Source organism: Kitasatospora sp. NPDC001261, assembly GCF_042896795.1.
Lineage (GTDB): Bacteria > Actinomycetota > Actinomycetes > Streptomycetales > Streptomycetaceae > Kitasatospora.
Genome location: NZ_JBIAXP010000020.1, coordinates 71,277 through 89,036 on the forward strand (window position 1 = coordinate 71,277; position 17,760 = coordinate 89,036).

General features: G+C 75.3%; 12 protein-coding genes. 10 read left to right on the plus strand and 2 right to left on the minus strand.

What is annotated here, in order from left to right; all coding sequences use genetic code 11:
• Positions 1-143: 143 nt before the first annotated feature.
• A complete protein-coding gene (locus tag ACFY4B_RS25950; protein WP_387971479.1) occupies positions 144-875 on the minus strand; it encodes a maleylpyruvate isomerase family mycothiol-dependent enzyme in 732 nt (243 codons plus the stop codon).
• A 318-nt stretch (positions 876-1,193) separates the two neighbouring features.
• On the opposite strand from ACFY4B_RS25950, the gene ACFY4B_RS25955 reads away from it, so the two are divergent.
• From ACFY4B_RS25955 to ACFY4B_RS25965, 3 genes are all read left to right on the plus strand, one after another.
• Positions 1,194-2,237 carry a DUF1702 family protein gene (locus ACFY4B_RS25955; RefSeq protein WP_387971481.1) on the plus strand — a complete coding sequence of 348 codons (1,044 nt, stop codon included), beginning with the start codon at positions 1,194-1,196 and terminating at the stop codon, positions 2,235-2,237.
• Positions 2,238-2,325: 88 nt separating this feature from the next.
• Positions 2,326-3,300, plus strand: coding sequence for a DUF1702 family protein (locus tag ACFY4B_RS25960; RefSeq protein ID WP_387971483.1), 975 nt, complete (start codon positions 2,326-2,328; stop codon positions 3,298-3,300).
• A gap of 2 nt (positions 3,301-3,302) precedes the next feature.
• Entirely contained in the window at positions 3,303-4,661 is a 1,359-nt protein-coding gene (locus ACFY4B_RS25965; RefSeq protein ID WP_387971486.1) for a cytochrome P450, read from the plus strand.
• Between the two features lie 140 nt (positions 4,662-4,801).
• Here the strand turns inward: ACFY4B_RS25965 and ACFY4B_RS25970 are convergent, their stop codons facing one another.
• The gene (locus ACFY4B_RS25970) at positions 4,802-5,593 is read right to left on the minus strand and encodes a helix-turn-helix transcriptional regulator (protein WP_234348608.1); all 792 of its coding nucleotides are present in this window, start codon (positions 5,591-5,593) and stop codon (positions 4,802-4,804) included.
• Between the two features lie 578 nt (positions 5,594-6,171).
• Here ACFY4B_RS25970 and ACFY4B_RS25975 point away from each other — a divergent pair.
• From ACFY4B_RS25975 to ACFY4B_RS26005, 7 genes are all read left to right on the plus strand, one after another.
• Positions 6,172-6,702: a DUF5987 family protein gene (locus ACFY4B_RS25975; protein WP_387971489.1), complete on the plus strand. Its 531-nt coding sequence runs from the start codon at positions 6,172-6,174 to the stop codon at positions 6,700-6,702.
• Positions 6,699-8,354, plus strand: a complete 1,656-nt coding sequence (locus tag ACFY4B_RS25980; RefSeq protein ID WP_380740993.1) for an FAD-dependent oxidoreductase — start codon at positions 6,699-6,701, stop codon at positions 8,352-8,354. Before ACFY4B_RS25975 ends, ACFY4B_RS25980 begins: the two co-directional genes overlap by 4 nt.
• Positions 8,355-8,394: 40 nt before the next feature.
• Positions 8,395-9,462 carry a carboxymuconolactone decarboxylase family protein gene (locus ACFY4B_RS25985; protein WP_387971492.1) on the plus strand — a complete coding sequence of 356 codons (1,068 nt, stop codon included), beginning with the start codon at positions 8,395-8,397 and terminating at the stop codon, positions 9,460-9,462.
• Between the two features lie 289 nt (positions 9,463-9,751).
• Positions 9,752-15,622, plus strand: a complete 5,871-nt coding sequence (locus ACFY4B_RS25990) for an SDR family NAD(P)-dependent oxidoreductase (RefSeq protein ID WP_387971495.1) — start codon at positions 9,752-9,754, stop codon at positions 15,620-15,622.
• Positions 15,622-16,119 (plus strand): acyl-CoA thioesterase, encoded by a 498-nt coding sequence (locus tag ACFY4B_RS25995; protein ID WP_387971498.1) that lies wholly within the window; start codon positions 15,622-15,624, stop codon positions 16,117-16,119. The genes ACFY4B_RS25990 and ACFY4B_RS25995 overlap by 1 nt, the downstream gene beginning before the upstream one ends.
• Positions 16,120-16,217: 98 nt before the next feature.
• Positions 16,218-16,694, plus strand: coding sequence for a flavin reductase family protein (locus ACFY4B_RS26000; protein ID WP_053112049.1), 477 nt, complete (start codon positions 16,218-16,220; stop codon positions 16,692-16,694).
• 16 nt (positions 16,695-16,710) lie between these two features.
• Complete coding sequence (locus ACFY4B_RS26005; RefSeq protein WP_387971501.1) at positions 16,711-17,742, plus strand: NAD-dependent epimerase/dehydratase family protein; 1,032 nt, start codon at positions 16,711-16,713, stop codon at positions 17,740-17,742.
• The last annotated feature ends 18 nt before the right edge of the window (positions 17,743-17,760 follow it).

The following is a 17,760-nucleotide window of genomic DNA, read 5'->3' on the forward strand; positions in this document are numbered from 1 at the left end:
CCCGCCCCGGCCCCCCCCCCCCCCCCGCGCGGGGGGGGGGGGGGGGGGGGGCGCGCCCCCCCCCCCCCGCTTGGCCCCCCGCGCCCCCCCCGGGGGCCCCCCCCCCGGGGGCGCCCCCACGGAGCCGTTCCGCGGCCCGGGCGCTACCGCGCGGCGACGGCGGCCTCCACGGGCCGCTCCGGCGGCCGGAACGGCCCCCAGGTGAACGCGGGCAGCCAGGCGTCCGGCGCGGCGCTCCAGGCCAGTCCGGAGACCTGCTCGACCGTCCGCCGGCCGGTGAGCGACCGGAGCAGGTCGTGGCGGTGCCCCTGGAGGACGGCGGCCGGCTCGCCGTCACCGGCCTGCCACTCGGCGCCCGCCGTCCGGATGCGCAGCGCCGGAAGCCCGTGGGAGCGCACCGAGTTGGCGAAGCCCCGGACGACCAGGTCCAGGGCCGAGGGGTACGACGGCTGGTCCGCGACCACCGGCGCCCGGAGCGCGCCGCGCAGGTCGAGCTCGTGGGTGAACGCGTCCATCATCATCATGGTGTGCCGCAGCTGCGGCGTGTCCGAGAGCACCCGCTCCACCGGGCCGTCCAGCCGCGACCACTCCTCGAGCAGGCCGGCCAGGCCGGTGCCGGACTCGGCGTGCGGCACCTCCCAGAGGTTGCCGGGCACGTCGGCGGCCACCGTCCGGCAGACCTCGACCAGGTGGCCGAGCAGGTCCAGGACGGTCCACCCGGGACAGGCGGGGACCGGGACGCCGGCCGCCCCGGGCCGGGCGGCGAGCAGCAGTTCGGTGATGTTCCGCCGGGACCGGCGGTAGGCCACCCAGTCGGGCGCCCGGTCCCAGAGCGGCTCGGGCGGGGCCTCGTCCTGCTGGTGACGCGTGTTCATGCGCGCACTCCTTCGATGGGACGGCCTGGACGGGGAACGGACCCGACGGCGCCGGGGATCAGCTCCCGCACGGCCCCATTCCACCGCGCCGCCGGGGATTTCGACAACACGGTCCGCGGCACCCCCGGGCGCGGTTTCCGAGGCCTTTCGACGGCCTGGCCGAGGAAACCTCAGGTGAGGAAAGGCCGCTTCGTGAAAGGGAGTTCGGGTAGCGACGGTCGTCCGGCCGAAAAGAACGCAACCGCGGAGATGCGGCCGCCCCCGCCGCCCCCGGAGCATGGAGGGGCCGTCATTCAGGACGCTGGGCTGGGAGGGATCGTGCCGACGACCTTCGGATCACTGCGCCGACTGGTGCTGACACCGTCACTGGCCTCGGTGGCCTTCGCGGGGCGGGGCTTCCCGGTGACCCCCACGGCCGCCACCGAACGCCTGGAGGCGGTGCCCCAGGCGGTGGTCTGCGGCTTCGAGTGGGGCATCGACGCCCGCAACCAGTGGGAGGTCGAGCGCCGGCTGCGCCTGGTCGACCCGGAGCAGCGCGGATTCGCCTACGAGGGCGCCACGATGGCCTTCACCGTCCTGGACGCGACGGGCCGGGGCAGCCGCACCCGCGACCTGCTGGCCGGGCCGGGGCAGCCGCACATCTTCCTGGCGTACATCGGCATCGGCTTCGCCATGGCGCGCCTGCCGCGGCCGCTGTGGCGCAAGGTGCTGCCGGACCTGGCCGGGACGCCGTACCACCCGACGATGAGCTGGCTGGCGGTCGACGGGTACGGCTTCGACCTCGCCTACTTCGGCACCCGGCGCTGGGTGGACGAGCAGCGCGAGGTGAAGCCGTACCCGTGGCAGGGCGCGCCGGAGTACTTCCGGCGGGCCGTCGACCAGGGCATCGGGCGGGCGCTGTGGTTCATCCACGGCGGGGTGCCGGAGCAGGTGGCCGTCGCGGTGCGGAGGTTCCGCGCCGACCGGCGGGCCGACCTGTGGAGCGGGGTGGGACTGGCCGCGACCTTCGCCGGCGGCGCCACGGCGGACGGCCTGGCCGTCCTGCGCGGGGAGGCGGGGGAGCACCGGGCGGAGCTCGCCCAGGGGTCGGTGTTCGCCGCGAAGGCGCGCGCGTACGCGGGCTTCGTGCCCGCGCACTGCGAGGCCGCCGCCACGGCCCTGACCGGCCTGTCGGTCGACGGGGCCGCGAAGCTGGCCGACGACTGCGCGGTGGACGAGCCCGCCGCGGCCGGCCGTGCCCCGGGCGCCACCACCGCCGGACCGCCGGCGTACGAGCTGTGGCGGGCCAACGTGCGGACGCACTTCCGTGCCGCCGGGCAGCCGGACCGGCCCCGGCCGCCCGCGGCGGCCCCCGCGAACTGAGCAGGTGCGGAGAAGCCCCGCCGGAGCCGGCCGGGCACCATCCGCGTGGCAGTACACCGACGTGAGGAAGACCTGAGAGGAGAATGGCGTGCCCAGTGCATGGCGAACGCTCCGACGACGCGTTCTCACCCCGAGCACCTCGGAGACCCTACTGGAGAAGCGCGGCTTCCACCGGAAGTCACCGGACGCCCAGCACCTGCTGGAGTCGGTCGGCGGGCGGTTCCTGGAGGGCTACGCGTACGCGATGGAGGCCCGGAACCCGGCGGCGGCGGAGCTCCGCCTGGAGGGCGTTCCGGTCCCGTTCCGCGGATTCGCCTACGAGGGCGCCGGCATGGGCTTCGCCGTGCTCGACGGGCTGCCGCTGTCCGGCCGCGGCTCGGTGGGGCGCTTCCTCGCCGGGCGGGGCGCGGACCACGTCTACATGGTCTACGTCGGGATCGGTTGGGCGATGGCCCGGCTGCCGAGGTTCCGCTGGCCGGACGTCGACGGGCTCGACCCGCTGCTGCGCTGGCTCGTGCTCGACGGGTACGGGTTCCACCAGGCGTACTTCCGTACCGCCCGGTACGTCCACGAGCAGTACCGCGAGCCGGCCTTCCCCTGGCCGGCCGGTGACACGCCGTCGTACGCCGGCCGCGCGATCGACCAGGGCATCGGCCGGGCCCTGTGGTTCGTCGGCGGCACCGACGCGGACCTGGTCGCGACCATGATCGAGAAGTTCCCGGAGTCCCGGTGGTCCGACCTCTACAGCGGGGCCGGACTGGCGGCCACCTACGCCGGGGGCGCGGACGAGGCGGAGCTGCGGGCGTTCCGGGACCGGGCCGGCCCGCACCGGGCCATCGTCGCGCAGGGCAGCGCGTTCGCGGCCGAGGCCCGGCTGCGGGCCGGCCTGCTGGTCCCGCACACGGAACTGGCCACCCGGGTCCTCTGCGGCACGGGACCGGAGGAGGCGGCCAGGGTCACCCGGGACGTCCGGCCGGCCGGGCCGGTGCCGGGCGCGCTGCCCGCGTACGAGGTGTGGCGCCGGGCCGTCGCCGACCGCCTGGCGAACGACGGGGGGTGCTAGCCGTGCCCGCGACCCGCCGGGTGCCGCCAGGACCGCCGCGCCGGGCCGCCCCGGTCCTGCTGCGCAGGCTGGTGGGGGACCGGCTGGAGCTGATGCGCTCCGCCGCGCGGGAGTACGGCGACGCGGTCCGGATCTCCATCGGCCCCAAGACGCTCTACTTCTTCAACCACCCCGAGCACGCCAAGCACGTGCTCGCGGACAATGCGGCCAACTACCACAAGGGAATCGGCCTGGTGCAGGCCCGACGGGCCCTCGGCAACGGCCTGTTGACCAGCGAGGGCGAGCTCTGGCGCAAGCAGCGCCGGCAGATCCAGCCCGCCTTCCAGCACAAGCGGATCGCCCGGCAGGCCGGGGTCGTCGCGGAGGAGGCGGCCAAGCTGGTCGGCCGGCTGCGGGCGCACGAGGGCGGCGGGCCCGTCGACGTGGTCCACGAGGTCACGGCGCTCACCCTCGGGGTGCTCGGCCGCACGCTGCTGGACGTCGACCTCGGCGCCTTCGAGGCGGTCGGCCACGACTTCGAGGCGGTGCAGGACCAGGCGATGTTCGACATGGTCACCATGGGCGCGGTGCCCGCCTGGGTGCCGCTCGCCAAGCAGCTGCGCTTCCGGCGGGCCCGGCAGGACCTGCAGCGGGTGGTCGACCGGCTGGTCGCGGACCGGACCGCCCGCGACGGCGGGCGGAGCACGGGCGACGACGCGCTGTCCCGGCTGATCACGGCCACCGCGGAGGAGCCCGACCCGCGGGTCGGCCGGCAGCGGATGCGCGACGAACTGGTCACCCTGCTGCTCGCCGGCCACGAGACCACGGCGAGCACCCTCGGCTGGACCTTCCACCTGATCGACCGGCACCCCGAGGTGCGGGAGCGGCTGCACGCCGAGGCCGTCGAGGTGCTCGGCGACCGGCTGCCCGAGTTCGAGGACCTGCACCGCCTCCGGTACACCTCCAGGGTGGTGGACGAGGTCATGCGGCTCTACCCGCCGGTGTGGATCCTCCCGCGGCAGGCGCAGGCGGACGACGAGGTGGGCGGCTACCACGTGCCGGCCGGCGCCGACGTCCTGATCTGCCCGTACACCCTGCACCGCCACCCCCGCTTCTGGGACGCGCCCGAGCAGTTCGACCCGGAGCGCTTCGACCCGGACCGGGCCACGGACCGGCCGCGCTACGCCTACATCCCGTTCGGGGCGGGGCCGCGCTTCTGCGTCGGCAACCACCTCGGGCTGCTGGAGGCCGTCTTCACGATCGCCGTGGTGGCCCGGGACCTCCGGCTGGTCAAGGTGCCCGGCCACCGGGTGACGCCCGAGCCGATGCTGTCGCTGCGGGTGGCCGGCGGCCTGCCGATGACCGTGCACCCGGCCGGCTGAGGCCCGCACCCTCCGTCGCGGCCCGGATCCCCCCGCAGAGGACCTCCGCGGGGGGATCCGGGCCGTAAGGACCTCGCCGTCCGTCGGGTCTTCACTGTCCTGTCCTCGCCTGTCCTGTCCGGGCCGGGGCCGGCGGCGGCTCAGGCGCTGTCGGCCCGGGGGGCCTCGGCGACCTGGGACAGCTCGTTGAACGCCGTCGACCGCACGTCCAGCAGCGCCAGCAGGACCGGTGGGTCCAGGGCCCGGATCGGGCGCAGCCGCAGTTCCATCGGCAGCAGCGGCACGTCCGGCCGCACCTCGATCGGTCCGACCGATCCCACCGAGACCTCGCCGTCGCCGGTCAGCACCTCGTCGAAGGAGACGGGGACGGAGTGCGCCAGCAGGTACCAGGTGCCGCTCGGCACCCGGTCGAGCAGGAAGGCCCCGGGGCGGGGGAGGACGCAACAGGCGGCCGGCCGTCCCTCCGGGATCCGGGTCGGGAAGAGTCCGACGAACACCCGGCCGAGGTCCCCCGCGACCGAGGCCCGGATCTCGCCCCGGAACGTCGAGAGTTCCGCGCCGCGGCCCCGGCCGTGTAAGTCGACCTCGATCCGGGGAGTGAAGCCCCGGAGCTGACGGAACATCGTGGGGGAGGCGCCGACGCTGCTGGTGAACCGGGAGCTGAACGTGCCGACGCTGTTGTACCCGACCCGGTGGCTGATCTCCGTCACGGTGAACGTCGTCTCGATGAGGAGGCGTTTCGCGGTCTCCAGGCGTATGGCGGAGAGGAATCGCCGTGGCGAGACCCCGGTCATCCGTTGGAACTCACGGGAGAAATGGAATTTGCTGTACATGGCCGCCTGCGCCATATCGTCTATGGTCAGCAGCTCGCCGATGTTCTCGTGCATGGTCTCGATGGCCCGGGTCACGGCTTGCTCGATGGCAGATTTCATGATCGACTCCAGGTTCTCTGCTGTACATGCGAATGAACAGAAATTCCGCCCGTGCGATGGTCGGGTACGAAAGTCGCGGCCGTGGTTTCCGGGCCGGCGGTCAGAGAGGCCATGGCATGCGAAGGCGTCCCCCGCCGGAAAGGGGAGGACGAAAGGGGGCCGCCGCCATAACGAGAGACGACGTTATCAGTTGGTGCATGACAAGTGCAATGGCGCGTTGGCACATTCCGTTGGCATGTCTGAAAGTTGGGATGCCGGGGGGGTTCGTATGTTTGAACCCGATTGTCAAGGGCGATTGCCGGAACGGGCGGGATCGGGTGCGCACCACTGCCGACCCGCGGTGGGGGATGGTGCGCTCACGGGTCAACGCCGCCGCGCGGCCGCCGGGTTGAGGCCGCCGAAGCCGATCAACGCTCCTCAGCAACGCAGGAGATGCGGAGGTGGAGGTATTGCCCGGACGATGCCAAAGTCGCGTATGCGAATCGGGGTCGGCCGGTGCGTCGGGCCCGTTTTTTCGACGACCACCTGAGGAGATGCCGGTGGGCTCGCGTATCCCAGATCAGCAGGATTACCGCACCATGACGCTCGAGGCGTTCGCGGACACGATCGTCCCGGGGGAGAAGCGCTCCCCCGACGACCAGGCCGTGGCCGGCGCCTCGACCGGAGGCGGCGCGGTGCAGGCAGGCGCCATCGAACTGCTGGAGACGCCCGCGACCGGGCTCTCGAACGCCCTGGACGACTACGAGCAGGCGCTCAACCGCCACGCCCGCGCCTACGCGGAGGAGCACGGCCGGCCGCTCGACGACGCGGTGCCGCCGTTCGTCGCCCTTCCGTTCGCGGACCGGACCGGCCTGGTGCGGACGCTGACCGGCCCGGACCACCCGGAGCGCGAACTGTGGGTCCTGCTGGCGCTGTTCAGCAACATGGCCTACGACACCGCCGCCCACCTGCACACCGCGGACGCGATCGCGGCGGGCCACCCCGGTCTCACGGCGATGGGGTTCATGGACCCGGACGCCGACGGCCTGTGGCGGTTCTCCGACTTCTCGTACCGGCGGCAGCTGGCCGAACCCCACCCGGGCACCACGTCCACAGGGAGCCCCGCATGACGAGCACCGAGAGCACCGACGTCCTGATCGTCGGCAGCGGCTTCGGCGGCGCCATCGCCGCCTACCACCTGGCGGCCGGCGGCGCGCGGGTCACCGTGCTGGAGCGCGGCCCGTGGCTGGAGGCGCCCGACTTCGAGCACGACTTCCTGCTCGGGTCCTCGTACACCCGCATCTTCGACTTCGTGGTCGGCGACGGCATGAGCCTGCTCGGCGGGAACTGCGTCGGCGGCGGCAGCGTGGTGTACTTCGCCGCGATGCCGCGCGCGCCCCGGTTCGCCTTCGAGCGCCGCGGCGGCATCGGCCGCCGGATGTGGCCGGCGGCCATCACCCGGGACACCCTCGACCCCTGGTACGACCGGGTGGCCGAGGCGCTGCCGATCACCCAGCAGGACTGGAACGACGTCACCTACGCGGGCGGCCTGTTCGCCGCCGCCTGCGACCACGCGGGGCGCACCGCCAACCCCGTCCCGGCCGCCATCGACCGGGCGAAGTGCACCAACTGCAACTGGATGATGTCCGGTTGCCGCTTCGACGCGAAGCGGTCGCTGCTGCTGAACTACCTCCCCGCCGCCCTCGCGCACGGGGCCGAGATCCGGCCGTTGCACGAGGTGCAGCGGCTCTCCCGGACGGACGGCGGCGGCTACCGGGTGCACTACGAGGTCGTCGACGACACCGACTACCGGGTGCACGTCGGCAGCGGCACGATCGACGCGAAGATCGTCGTGCTCGCGGCCGGCGCCGGCGCCACCCCGGTGATCCTCCAGCGCTCCGAGGCGGACCTCGGCACGATGCCCTCCGCCGTCGGCCGCTACTTCTCCGGCAACGGGGAGCGCCTCAACACGGCCGTCGTCGACGAGGACCGGGCCCGCGACCTGCTCGGGCTCAAGCGCTCCGACGGCCTGGCGTTCGGGGCCAACCAGATCGGCAAGGGGCCGGTCGTGGCGAGCTGGGACAACCTCGACGGCTCGCTCCCGGAGCACTCGCGGTTCTCCCTGGAACAGCTCTACTTCCCGCCCGGGTTCGGCACCATCCTGGCGCAGGTGCCCGACGCGACCGGCCCCGGCTGGTTCGGTGTGGAGAAGAAGGAGATGGTCCGGCGGTGGCAGTCCTGGCTGACCGTCTTCACCATGGTCGAGGACGACAACGAGGGCGTCTTCGGCCCGCCGCCGGCCACCGGCAACGCGGACCGGATCTCCCAGCAGATGCTCGGGCGCGGACCGATCAGGTACCGGCCGACCGAGAACACCCTGCGCGGCTGGGCCGAGTCGGACGCCGTGGTGAAGGACATCCTGGAGCGCGACGGCCTGGCCCGCGTCATGCCGTGGACCAACGACCTGGTGGGCGCGTACACCGTGCACCCGCTGGCGTCCTGCCGGATCGGCGACGACCCGGGGACCTCGGCGCTCGACGACCGGCACGAACTCCGCGACCACCCGGGCATCTTCGTCACCGACGGCTCCGCCGTCCCGGGAGCGCTCACCGTCAACCCCGCGCTGACCATCTCCGCGCTCGCCGAACGCGCCGTCCCCGGCATCGTGCGCGCAGCGCGGGAGCGCGGCGTGAACGTCCGGTACGGCGCGCCCTCGCCGGACGGCGGGACCAGCGGACGGCGCGGGGTGCGGACGCAACTGCCCGGCCTGACGCGACCCTAGCGTGCCACGGCGACAGATCGAGCCAGAGAGGAGGAGACCGATGGTGATACCGCTGCTGCGGCCGGCCCTGCGGCCGCTGGCGCAGATCCGCCGGGTCGCCCCGGTCCGCCCGGCCGACGCGGGGAAGGAGGTGGCCCGGGTCTACGCCGAGGTCGAGCGGGAGTTCGGCCTGCTCGCACCGCCGATCGGCCTGCACGCGCCCTCGCCGGCGGTGCTCGCCGCCTCGTGGGTGATGCTCCGGGAGACCCTGCTCGCCGCCGGGCGGGTCGACCGGGCGCTCAAGGAGGCGGTGGCCGTCGCCGTGTCGGAGGCCAACGCCTGCCCGTTCTGCACGGAGGTGCACGGCGCGACGCTGGCCGCGCTGCGGCCCGGACCGGCGGCGTCCGCCGGGGCCCGGGCGGCGGCGGGGAGGGAGCGGGAGGTGGCCGACTGGCTCCGGGAGACCGGGGACGGCGCGGGCGGCCGAGGTGCGCGACCGCCGTTCCCCGCGGACCGGGTGCCCGAACTGGTCGGCGTGGCGGTCACCTTCCACTACCTGAACCGCATGGTCAACCTGTTCCTGGAGGAGAGCCCGCTCCCGGCCGGCCTCCCGGCGCCCGCGCGGTCGGCGGCGACGGCCGTGCTCGGCCGGCTGATGCGCCGCAGCGCGCGCGGCACCCCGCCGGCCGGCGCCTCGCTGGACCTGCTGCCCTCCGCGCCGCTGCCGGCGGACCTGCGGTGGGCGGCGGGCACCCCGAGCATCGCCGGCGCGTTCGCGCGGGCGGCGGCCGCGATCGACGAGGCGGGGGCCCGCTCGGTGCCGGACGGCGTCCGGCGGCTGGTGACGGCCGGGCTCGCCGGGTGGGACGGGGGCCCGCCCGGGACCGGCCGTGCCTGGGTCGAGGACGAGGTGTCGGCCCTGCCCGAGGAGCAGCGCCCGGCGGGCCGGCTGGCGCTGCTGGTCGCCAAGGCCTCGTACCGGGTCGACGACGGTCTCGTCGCCGAGTTCCGGCGCGGCCGGCCCGGCGACGCCGCGCTGGTCGAGCTCGCCTCCTGGGCCGCCCTGGCGGCGGCCCGGGAGCTGGGCGCCAGGCTGGGGGAGCGCGCTCTGACGGGTGGTCACGGCTGACACCGAAGCCGCCCGCGGCACTCCGGACGCACCGAGGCCCCCGCCCCGCGGCGGGGGCCCCGGTGCGTTCACGGCCGTCGGCTCCGGTGGGCCGCGCGGAATATCACGGCGTTATGGAATGCGAACGCGGGGAAATAACGCCGTTATTGAAAGAGCGCGACCCGCGCGGGTGGTAAAGCAAACTCGGAGAAGGCATTTTCCCGGCCTTGGTCGCACGCTTGACCGATGGGTGGATCGCCGGGTTGGCGAAGGGATTCGCCGTCAATTCATCTCCATGGGTGGTGGATACATGAGCAGTGAACGGATCGCAATCGTGGGAATCGGCCTCCGCTATCCGGACGCCAATTCCCCGGGCGAGTTGTGGGACAACGTCCTGGGCGGCCGCCGGGCCTTCCGGAGGCTGCCGGACGAGCGGATGAACCAGGCGGACTACTGGTCGGCGGACCGCACCGCGCCCGACCGGTACTACGCGACCAAGGCCGCCGTCCTCCGGGACTACAGCTTCGACCGGGTCGGGTACAGCGTCGCCGGCAGCACGTACCGGGCGACCGACCTGACCCACTGGCTGGCCCTCGACGTGGCCGCCGAGGCGCTCGCCGACGCCGGGTTCCCGGACGGCGCGGGCCTGCCGCGGCAGGCCACCGGCGTGGTGGTCGGCAACAGCCTCACCGGGGAGTTCTCGCGCGCCAACACCATGCGGCTGCGCTGGCCCTACGTGCGCCGGACGCTGGCCGCCGCCCTGGCGGGCAAGGGCTGGCCCGAGGGCGACGTCGCCGCCTTCCTCGGGGAGCTGGAGCCGCAGTACAAGGCGCCCTTCCCGCCGATCGACGAGGACTCGCTGGCGGGCGGCCTCGCCAACACCATCGCCGGGCGGATCTGCAACCACTTCGACCTGCGCGGAGGCGGGTACACCGTCGACGGCGCCTGCTCCTCCTCCCTGCTGTCCGTGGTCACGGCCGCCGGGGCGCTCTGCGACGGCGACCTGGACGTGGCCGTCGCCGGCGGGGTCGACCTGTCCATCGACCCGTTCGAGGTGATCGGCTTCGCCAAGACCGGCGCGCTGGCCACCGGGGAGATGAAGGTCTACGACCGGGACTCCAACGGCTTCTGGCCCGGCGAGGGCTCCGGCATGCTGGTGCTGATGCGCGAGCGGGACGCGGTGGCGCAGGGGCGGCGGATCTACGCGAGCATCAGCGGCTGGGGGGTCTCCTCGGACGGCAGGGGCGGCATCACCCGGCCCGAGGCGGGCGGCCACCGGCTGGCACTGGACCGCGCCTACCGGCGGGCGGGCTACGGCGTCGAGACGGTCTCGTACTTCGAGGGCCACGGCACCGGCACGGCCCTCGGCGACGCGACCGAGATCGAGGCGCTGTCCTCCGCGCGCCGCGCCGCGGACCCGACGGCCCGACCGGCCGCGCTCGGGACGGTCAAGGGGAACTTCGGGCACACCAAGGCCGCGGCGGGCGTGGCCGGCCTGATCAAGGCCGCCCTCGCCGTGCACCACCAGGTGATCCCCCCGGCGACCGGCCACCACGACCCGCACCCCGGCCTGCTCGGCGAGACGGCGGCCATGTACGTGCCGGGCCGGGCCGAGCTCTGGCCGGCCGACCAGCCGGTCCGGGCGGGCGTGTCGGCCATGGGCTTCGGCGGGATCAACACCCACGTCGCGGTCGCCGAGGGCCCCGGCCGCACCCGGCGCGAGGCGCTCGACGAGCGCACCACCCGGCTGGTCGCCGGACGCCAGGACGCCGAACTGCTGCTGCTGGACGGCGCGGACCCGGCCGCGCTGCGCGCGGAGCTGGGCCCACTGCTCGACCTGGTGCCCCGACTGGCCCAGGCCGAACTCGCGGACCTGGCCGGAACGCTGGCCGAGCGGCTCTCCGGCGCCCCGGTCCGGGCCGCCGTCGTCGCGACCTCGCCGGACGACGCCGCGCGGGCCCTCGAACGGCTGGCCGCGCTGCTCGACTCGGGCGCGCGGGAGGCGTTCTCGGCCGCCGAGGGGGTCTTCCTCGGCCGGGCGCGGACCGCGCCCCGGATCGTCTACCTCTTCCCCGGGCAGGGCTCGGGACACGGCGCCGTCGGCGCGATCCGGCGCCGGTTCGCCACCGCGGAGGAGGTGTTCGGCGCGGCCGGACCGCCCGCCGGTACGGACCAGGTCGCCACCGAGGTGGCCCAGCCGCGCATCGTCACCGGTTCGCTGGCCGCCCTCCGGGTGCTGGACGGACTGGGCATCCGGGCCGGGGCCGCGGTCGGACACAGCCTGGGCGAGCTGACGGCGCTGCACTGGGCCGGGGCGATGAGCGAGGAGCAGCTGGTGCGCCTCGCCACGGTCCGCGGCCGGGTGATGGCGCGGGCGAGCCGCGGCGGCGGCGCGATGGCCGGCCTGGCGGCGACCCCGGAGCGGACCGCCCGGCTGTCGGACGGATCGGACGTCGTCGTCGCGGGCTACAACGGCCCCCGGCAGACCGTCGTCTCCGGCCCCGCCGGGGCGGTCGACGAGGTCTGCCGCCGGGCGGCGGCCGAGGGCGTCACGGCGACCAGGCTGCGGGTGTCGCACGCCTTCCACTCGCCGCTGGTCGAACCGGCCGCGGCCGCGATGGCGGCCGAGCTGGCCGGGTTCGACCTCCGCCCGCCGGTCCGCCCGGTCGCCTCCACGGTCACCGGGCGGCTGCTGGACCCGACCGCCGACCTGCGGGAGCTGCTGCGCGCCCAGGTGCTGCTCCCGGTCCGGTTCCACGAGGCAGCCGAGACCGCGGCCGCCGACGCCGACCTGGTGGTGGAGGTCGGCCCCGGCCGGGTGCTGTCCGGCCTGCTGGCGGAGATCGCGCCGGACCTCGCGGTGCTGGCGGTCGACACCGACAGCGCCTCGCTCGGCCCGCTGCTCAGGGTCGCCGGCGCCGCCTACGTGCTCGGTGCGCCGGTGCGGACCGCGGCCCTGTTCGGCGACCGCCTGGTCCGGCCGCTGCCGCCGGAGAGCGAGCCCACCTTCCTGGCCAGCCCCTGCGAGGCGGCTCCGGCCATCGGCGCGGCCCTGGTGGCGCGGGCCGACGGAGCGGACGACGGGGCGGACGGCGCCGAGCGGTCCGCGCGTCCGGCGGGCGCGGACACCGGCACCGGCCCGGTCTCCACCCTGGACCTGCTGCGCCGGCTCGCGGCCGAGCGGGTCGAGCTGCCGCTGGACTCCGTCACCGCGCGGACCCACCCGATGGACGACCTGCACCTGAGCTCCATCACGGTCGGCCAGATCGTCAACGACGTCACCCGGGCGCTGGGCCAGCCCGCGCTCGCCGCCACGACCGGCTTCGCGACCGTACGGCTGGGCGAACTCGCCGAGCTGATCGACCGGTTGGCGGACACCTCGCAGGCCGGGGCGGAGCCGGCGGGCGAGGTCCCCGGGGTGGCCCCGTGGGTGCGCCCCTTCGCGGTCGAGCACGTGGCGGCTCCCCTGCCGGCCGGGCCGCACCCCGGCCCCCGGGCGTCCGACCCCCGGGCCGCGGCCGACGGCTGGACGGTCTTCGCCACGCCCGGCCACCCGCTGGCCGCACCGCTGCGCACCGCGCTCGCCGCGGCGGGCCTCGGGGACGGCGTCCTGCTCTGCCTCCCGGACGAGTGCGGCGCGCAGGACACGGAGCTCTTCCTGACCGCCGCACGAGCCGTCCTGGCCGCCCCCGAGGGCACCAGGCTGGTCGTGGTCCAGCACCGCCTCGGGGCCGCGGGCCTGGCGAAGACCCTGCACCTGGAACACCCGTCCGTCCCGACCACGGTGGTCGAGCTGCCCGACACCGCCCCCGAGGGGTCCGCCCGCGACGAGGCGGTGGCCCGCGTCGTCGCCGAGGCCACCGCCACGGCCGGCTTCGCGGAGGTCCGCTACCAGCGGGACGGCCGCCGCACCGTCCCGGTGCTCCGCCCCCTGCCGCGCCGCCCGGTGGCGGAGGGGGAGTCACCGCTCGACGCGCGGGACGTCCTCCTGGTCACCGGCGGCGGCAAGGGCATCACCGCCGAGTGCGCCCTGGCGGTCGCCCGGGACTCCGGGGCGGCCCTGGCCCTGATCGGCCGCGCCGACCCGGCCGCCGACCGCGAACTCGCCGGGAACCTGGCCAGGATGGACGCCGCCCGCCTGCGCTACCGCTACGCCCGGGCGGACGTGACCTCGCCCGAGGAGGTCGCCGCCGCGGTGGGCCGGCTGGAGCGCGAACTCGGCCCGGTCACCGCCGTGCTGCACGGCGCCGGCCGCAACGAGCCGGCCGCCCTGGACGCGCTGACCGCCGAGGACTTCCGGCGGACCCTGGCGCCCAAGACCGACGGCCTGGCGGCGGTGCTGGCGGCCGTCGACCCGGACCGCCTGAAGCTGCTGGTCACCTTCGGCTCGATCATCGGCCGGGCCGGGCTCCGCGGCGAGGCCCACTACGCCACCGCCAACGACTGGATGACCGAGCTGACCCTCCGCTTCCGGGACCGGCACCCGCGGGCCCGGGCGATCGCCCTGGAGTGGTCGGTCTGGTCGGGCGCGGGGATGGGCGAACGGCTCGGCGTCGTCGAGGCGCTGATCCGGGAGGGCATCACGCCGATCTCCACCGAGGACGGGATCCGGGTGCTCCGCGAGGTGCTCGCGGACCCCTCGGCCGGCCCCGTCCTGGTGGTGAGCGGACGGGCCGGCGGCCTGCCCACCCTGGCCACGGTCCAGCGCGAACTGCCGCTGACCAGGTTCGTGGAGCGGGTGGTCGCCCACCACCCGGAGATCGAGCTGATCACCGAGGCCGAGCTGTCCGAGGGCAGCGACCCCTACCTGTCCGACCACCGGCTCCAGGGCGACCTGCTCTTCCCGGCCGTCCTGGGCATGGAGGCGATGGCCCAGGTGGCCGCCGCGGTGAGCGGGCACCAGGGCTCGCCGCTGCTGGAGGACGTCGAGTTCCGCCGCCCCGTGGTGGTCCGCCCGGGCGGCTCGACCACCATCCGGATCGCCGCGCTGGTGCAGGCCCCCGGGACGGTCGACGTGGTGCTGCGCAGCGAGGACACCGGCTTCACGGCCGACCACTTCCGGGCGAGGCTGCGCTACCCCCGTCCCGAACCGCCCGGCACACCGCCGCCGCTCGGCTCCGGCCTGCCGACGGTGCCGGTGGACCCGGTGACCGAGCTGTACGGCGGCGTGCTGTTCCAGGGCAAGCGGTTCCAGCGCCTGCTGGAGTACCGGCGGGCGAGCGCCCGGCACGCCCTGGCGGAGATCTCCACCGCCGCCCAGGCGCCCTGGTTCGCCGCCTTCCTGCCGCAGGACCAGCAACTGGCCGATCCGGGCACCCGGGACGCGATGATGCACGCCATCCAGTGCTGCGTGCCGGACGCCACCCTTCTGCCGCAGAGCATCGAGCGGCTCTGGCTGGCCGACCGGGCGGACCAGGACACCGGGTTCGTCGTGCTCGACGCCCGGGAGCGCTCCCAGGACGGGGACCGCTACGTCTACGACCTCGTCGTGCGCACGCCCTCCGGAGCGGTGGTCGAGCACTGGCAGGGGCTGACCCTGGTCGCCGTGCGCCGGCGCGACGGCGCCGGCCCGTGGGTGCCCGCGATGCTCGGCTCGTACCTGGAACGCAGCCTGGAACGGGTCCTGGGCGGCAGCCGCGCGGTGGTCGTCGAACCCGCCGCGGACGGCGACGCCGGGCACCGCGACCGCCGGGCCCGCACCGCGACCGCCGTCGGTCGGGCGCTGGGCCGGCCGGTGGAGCTGAACCACCGGCCGGACGGCAGGCCCGAACTCGGCGGCGGGCCGGGGCTCGAGGGCTGGACGGTGTCGGCCTCGCACGACGGCGGCCTGACCCTGGCGGTGGTGGGCCGGGGACGCCTCGCCTGCGACGCCGAGTCCGTCCTGGAACGGACCCCCGAGGACTGGGACGCGCTGCTCGGCCCCGGCCAACACGCCCTGCGGGACCTGCTGGCGGCCGAGGCCGCCGAGGCTCCGGAGGTGGCCGGCACCAGGGTCTGGAGCGCCCTGGAGTGCCTGCGCAAGTCCGGTGCGACCACGCAGGCGCTGACCCTCGACCGCGTCCACCCGGACGGCTGGGCCGTCCTGTCCGCCGGTGACGCCGCCGTCGCCACCTGGGTGACCACCGTCAACGGACGGCCCGGGCCGGTCGTCTTCGCCGTACTCGCCGGAAAGGAGAACTGATGTCGGGCTACTACGAGCTGCGCCACACCGTGGGGTTCGAGGAGACCAACCTCGTCGGCAACGTCTACTACGTGAACTACCTGCGCTGGCAGGGGCGTTGCCGGGAGATGTTCCTCAAGGAGAAGGCACCCGGGGTGCTCGCCGAGCTGCGGGAGGACCTGAAGCTGTTCACCCTCAAGGTGGAGTGCGAGTTCTTCGCCGAGATCACCGCGTTCGACGAGCTGTCGGTCCGGATGCGGCTGGAGGAACTGACCCGGACCCAGGTCCAGTTCAGCTTCGACTACCTGCGGATCGACGGCGGGCCGGGGAGCCCGGTCGCCCGCGGCCGCCAGCGGATCGCGTGCATGCGCGGGCCGAACACGGCGACCGTCCCGGCCCCGGTGCCGGAGGAGCTGCGCCGGGCGCTGGCGCCGTACGCCGAGGACGCGGTGGCCGCCCGGGTCCTGGCGGCGCCGGCCCCGCCCGGCCGGCCGGTGGGCACGGGGAGGGCGCGGTGAGCGACAACGGCCGCGCCCTGGTCGACGACCCGTCACCGTCCACGACCTCGCCGTCCTCCCGGCACGCCGCCGTTCCACCGGACGCGCTGCGCGAGACGATGGCCCGGTTCGCCACCGGGATCACGGTGCTGACCACCGGCGGCGAACACGTCCACGGGATGACCGCCAACGCGTTCAGCTCGGTGTCGCTGGAGCCGCCGCTGGTGCTGTGCTGCGTCGCCCGCACCGCGACGATGCACCGGGCGATCACGGCGACCGGGTCCTTCGCGGTCTCCGTCCTGGGGGCCGAACAGGAGCCGCTGGCACGGTACTTCGCGGGCCGCGGCCGACCGCGCGGCGCCGCCCAGTTCCACGGCGTCGACTGGCGGCCCGGCCCGTTCACCGGCGCCCCGCTGCTGTCGGGCTCGCTCGCCTGGCTGGAGTGCAAGCTGGCCGCGCAGTACGACGGCGGCGACCACTCGGTCTTCCTCGGCAGCGTGCTCGGGTCGGGCTGGACGGAGGGCCGGCAGGCGCTGCTGTTCTACGGCGGAGGATTCCACCGGGGCGTCGGCGGTGCCGGCGACGGGACCGGCTGAGCGGAGGGGTGGTCCGATGTTGGTGAGCGTGACCGGCGGCACCGGGTTCGTCGGCATCCACTCGGTCGCGGCGATGGTCCGGGGCGGGCACCGGGTGCGGATGCTGGTGCGCGACCCGGCCCGCGCGGAACGGGCCCTCGCCCTGCTGGAGGTGGCCCCGGGCGCCGTCGACCTGGTCGTCGGGGACGTGACGGACGAGGGCGGTGCGGCCCGCGCGGTGCGCGGCGCCGACGCCGTCCTGCACGCGGCCTCGGTGTACTCCTTCGACAGCCGGCGGTACGCGGCCATGCGCCGGACCAACGAGCGGGGGACCGACCTGGTGCTGGCCGCGGCCCGCCGGTCGGGCGCCGATCCGGTCATCCACGTGTCGAGCATCGTCGCGCTGCTGCCGACCCGCCGGCGGCCGCTCCGGGAGGACTCCCCGGTCGGCCGCCCCCGGGAGACGTACATGGCCACCAAGGCCGCCGCCGAGCGCGTCGCCCGCCGCCACCAGCGGGACGGCGCACCGGTGGTCATCAGCTACCCGCCCGCGCTGCTCGGCCCGCTGGACCCGGGGCCGGGCGACCAGAACACCCGGCTGCGCAACACCCTGCGCGGGCTGATGCCGGTCTGGCCGCTCGGCGGCTTCCCGGTCGGCGACGTCCGCGACACCGCGCGGCTGCACGCCCGACTGCTGACCGCACCGAGGACGGGCCTCGACCGCCACTTCGCCCCGGGCCGCCAACTGGCCACCCGGGAGTACGTGCGGACCCTGCGGGAGGTCACCGGGCGGCGGCTGCCCGCGGTCTTCCTGCCCGCCCGCGCCATGCTGCCGGTCGGCGCCCTGGCCACCCTGGTGCAGCGCGGCTGGCCCTGGCACATCCCCGCGGAGTACGGCGCCGTCTACACCTGCGCCTGCGCGGCTCCCGTCCACCCGGCCGCGAGCACCTGCGGACTGCTGCCGAGGCCGATCGCGGAGACCATGGCCGACACGGTGCGCTGGCTCTGTACCGAGGGGCTCCTGACGGACCGGCAGGCGGGCCTCCTGGCGGACGGGAAGGGCAGGTGAGCCTGAGGTGAGGCGCGC

Bases quoted from the DNA above. Each gene is read 5' to 3' on its own strand.
- ACFY4B_RS26000 (WP_053112049.1), top strand. From the start codon at position 16,218: ATGGCCCGGTTCGCCACCGGGATCACGGTGCTGACCACCGGCGGCGAA.
- ACFY4B_RS25980 (WP_380740993.1), top strand. From the start codon at position 6,699: ATGACGAGCACCGAGAGCACCGACGTCCTGATCGTCGGCAGCGGCTTC.
- ACFY4B_RS25985 (WP_387971492.1), top strand. From the start codon at position 8,395: ATGGTGATACCGCTGCTGCGGCCGGCCCTGCGGCCGCTGGCGCAGATC.
- ACFY4B_RS25995 (WP_387971498.1), top strand. From the start codon at position 15,622: ATGTCGGGCTACTACGAGCTGCGCCACACCGTGGGGTTCGAGGAGACC.
- ACFY4B_RS25990 (WP_387971495.1), top strand. From the start codon at position 9,752: ATGAGCAGTGAACGGATCGCAATCGTGGGAATCGGCCTCCGCTATCCG.
- ACFY4B_RS25950 (WP_387971479.1), bottom strand. From the start codon at position 875: ATGAACACGCGTCACCAGCAGGACGAGGCCCCGCCCGAGCCGCTCTGG.
- ACFY4B_RS26005 (WP_387971501.1), top strand. From the start codon at position 16,711: ATGTTGGTGAGCGTGACCGGCGGCACCGGGTTCGTCGGCATCCACTCG.
- ACFY4B_RS25975 (WP_387971489.1), top strand. From the start codon at position 6,172: ATGACGCTCGAGGCGTTCGCGGACACGATCGTCCCGGGGGAGAAGCGC.
- ACFY4B_RS25970 (WP_234348608.1), bottom strand. From the start codon at position 5,593: ATGAAATCTGCCATCGAGCAAGCCGTGACCCGGGCCATCGAGACCATG.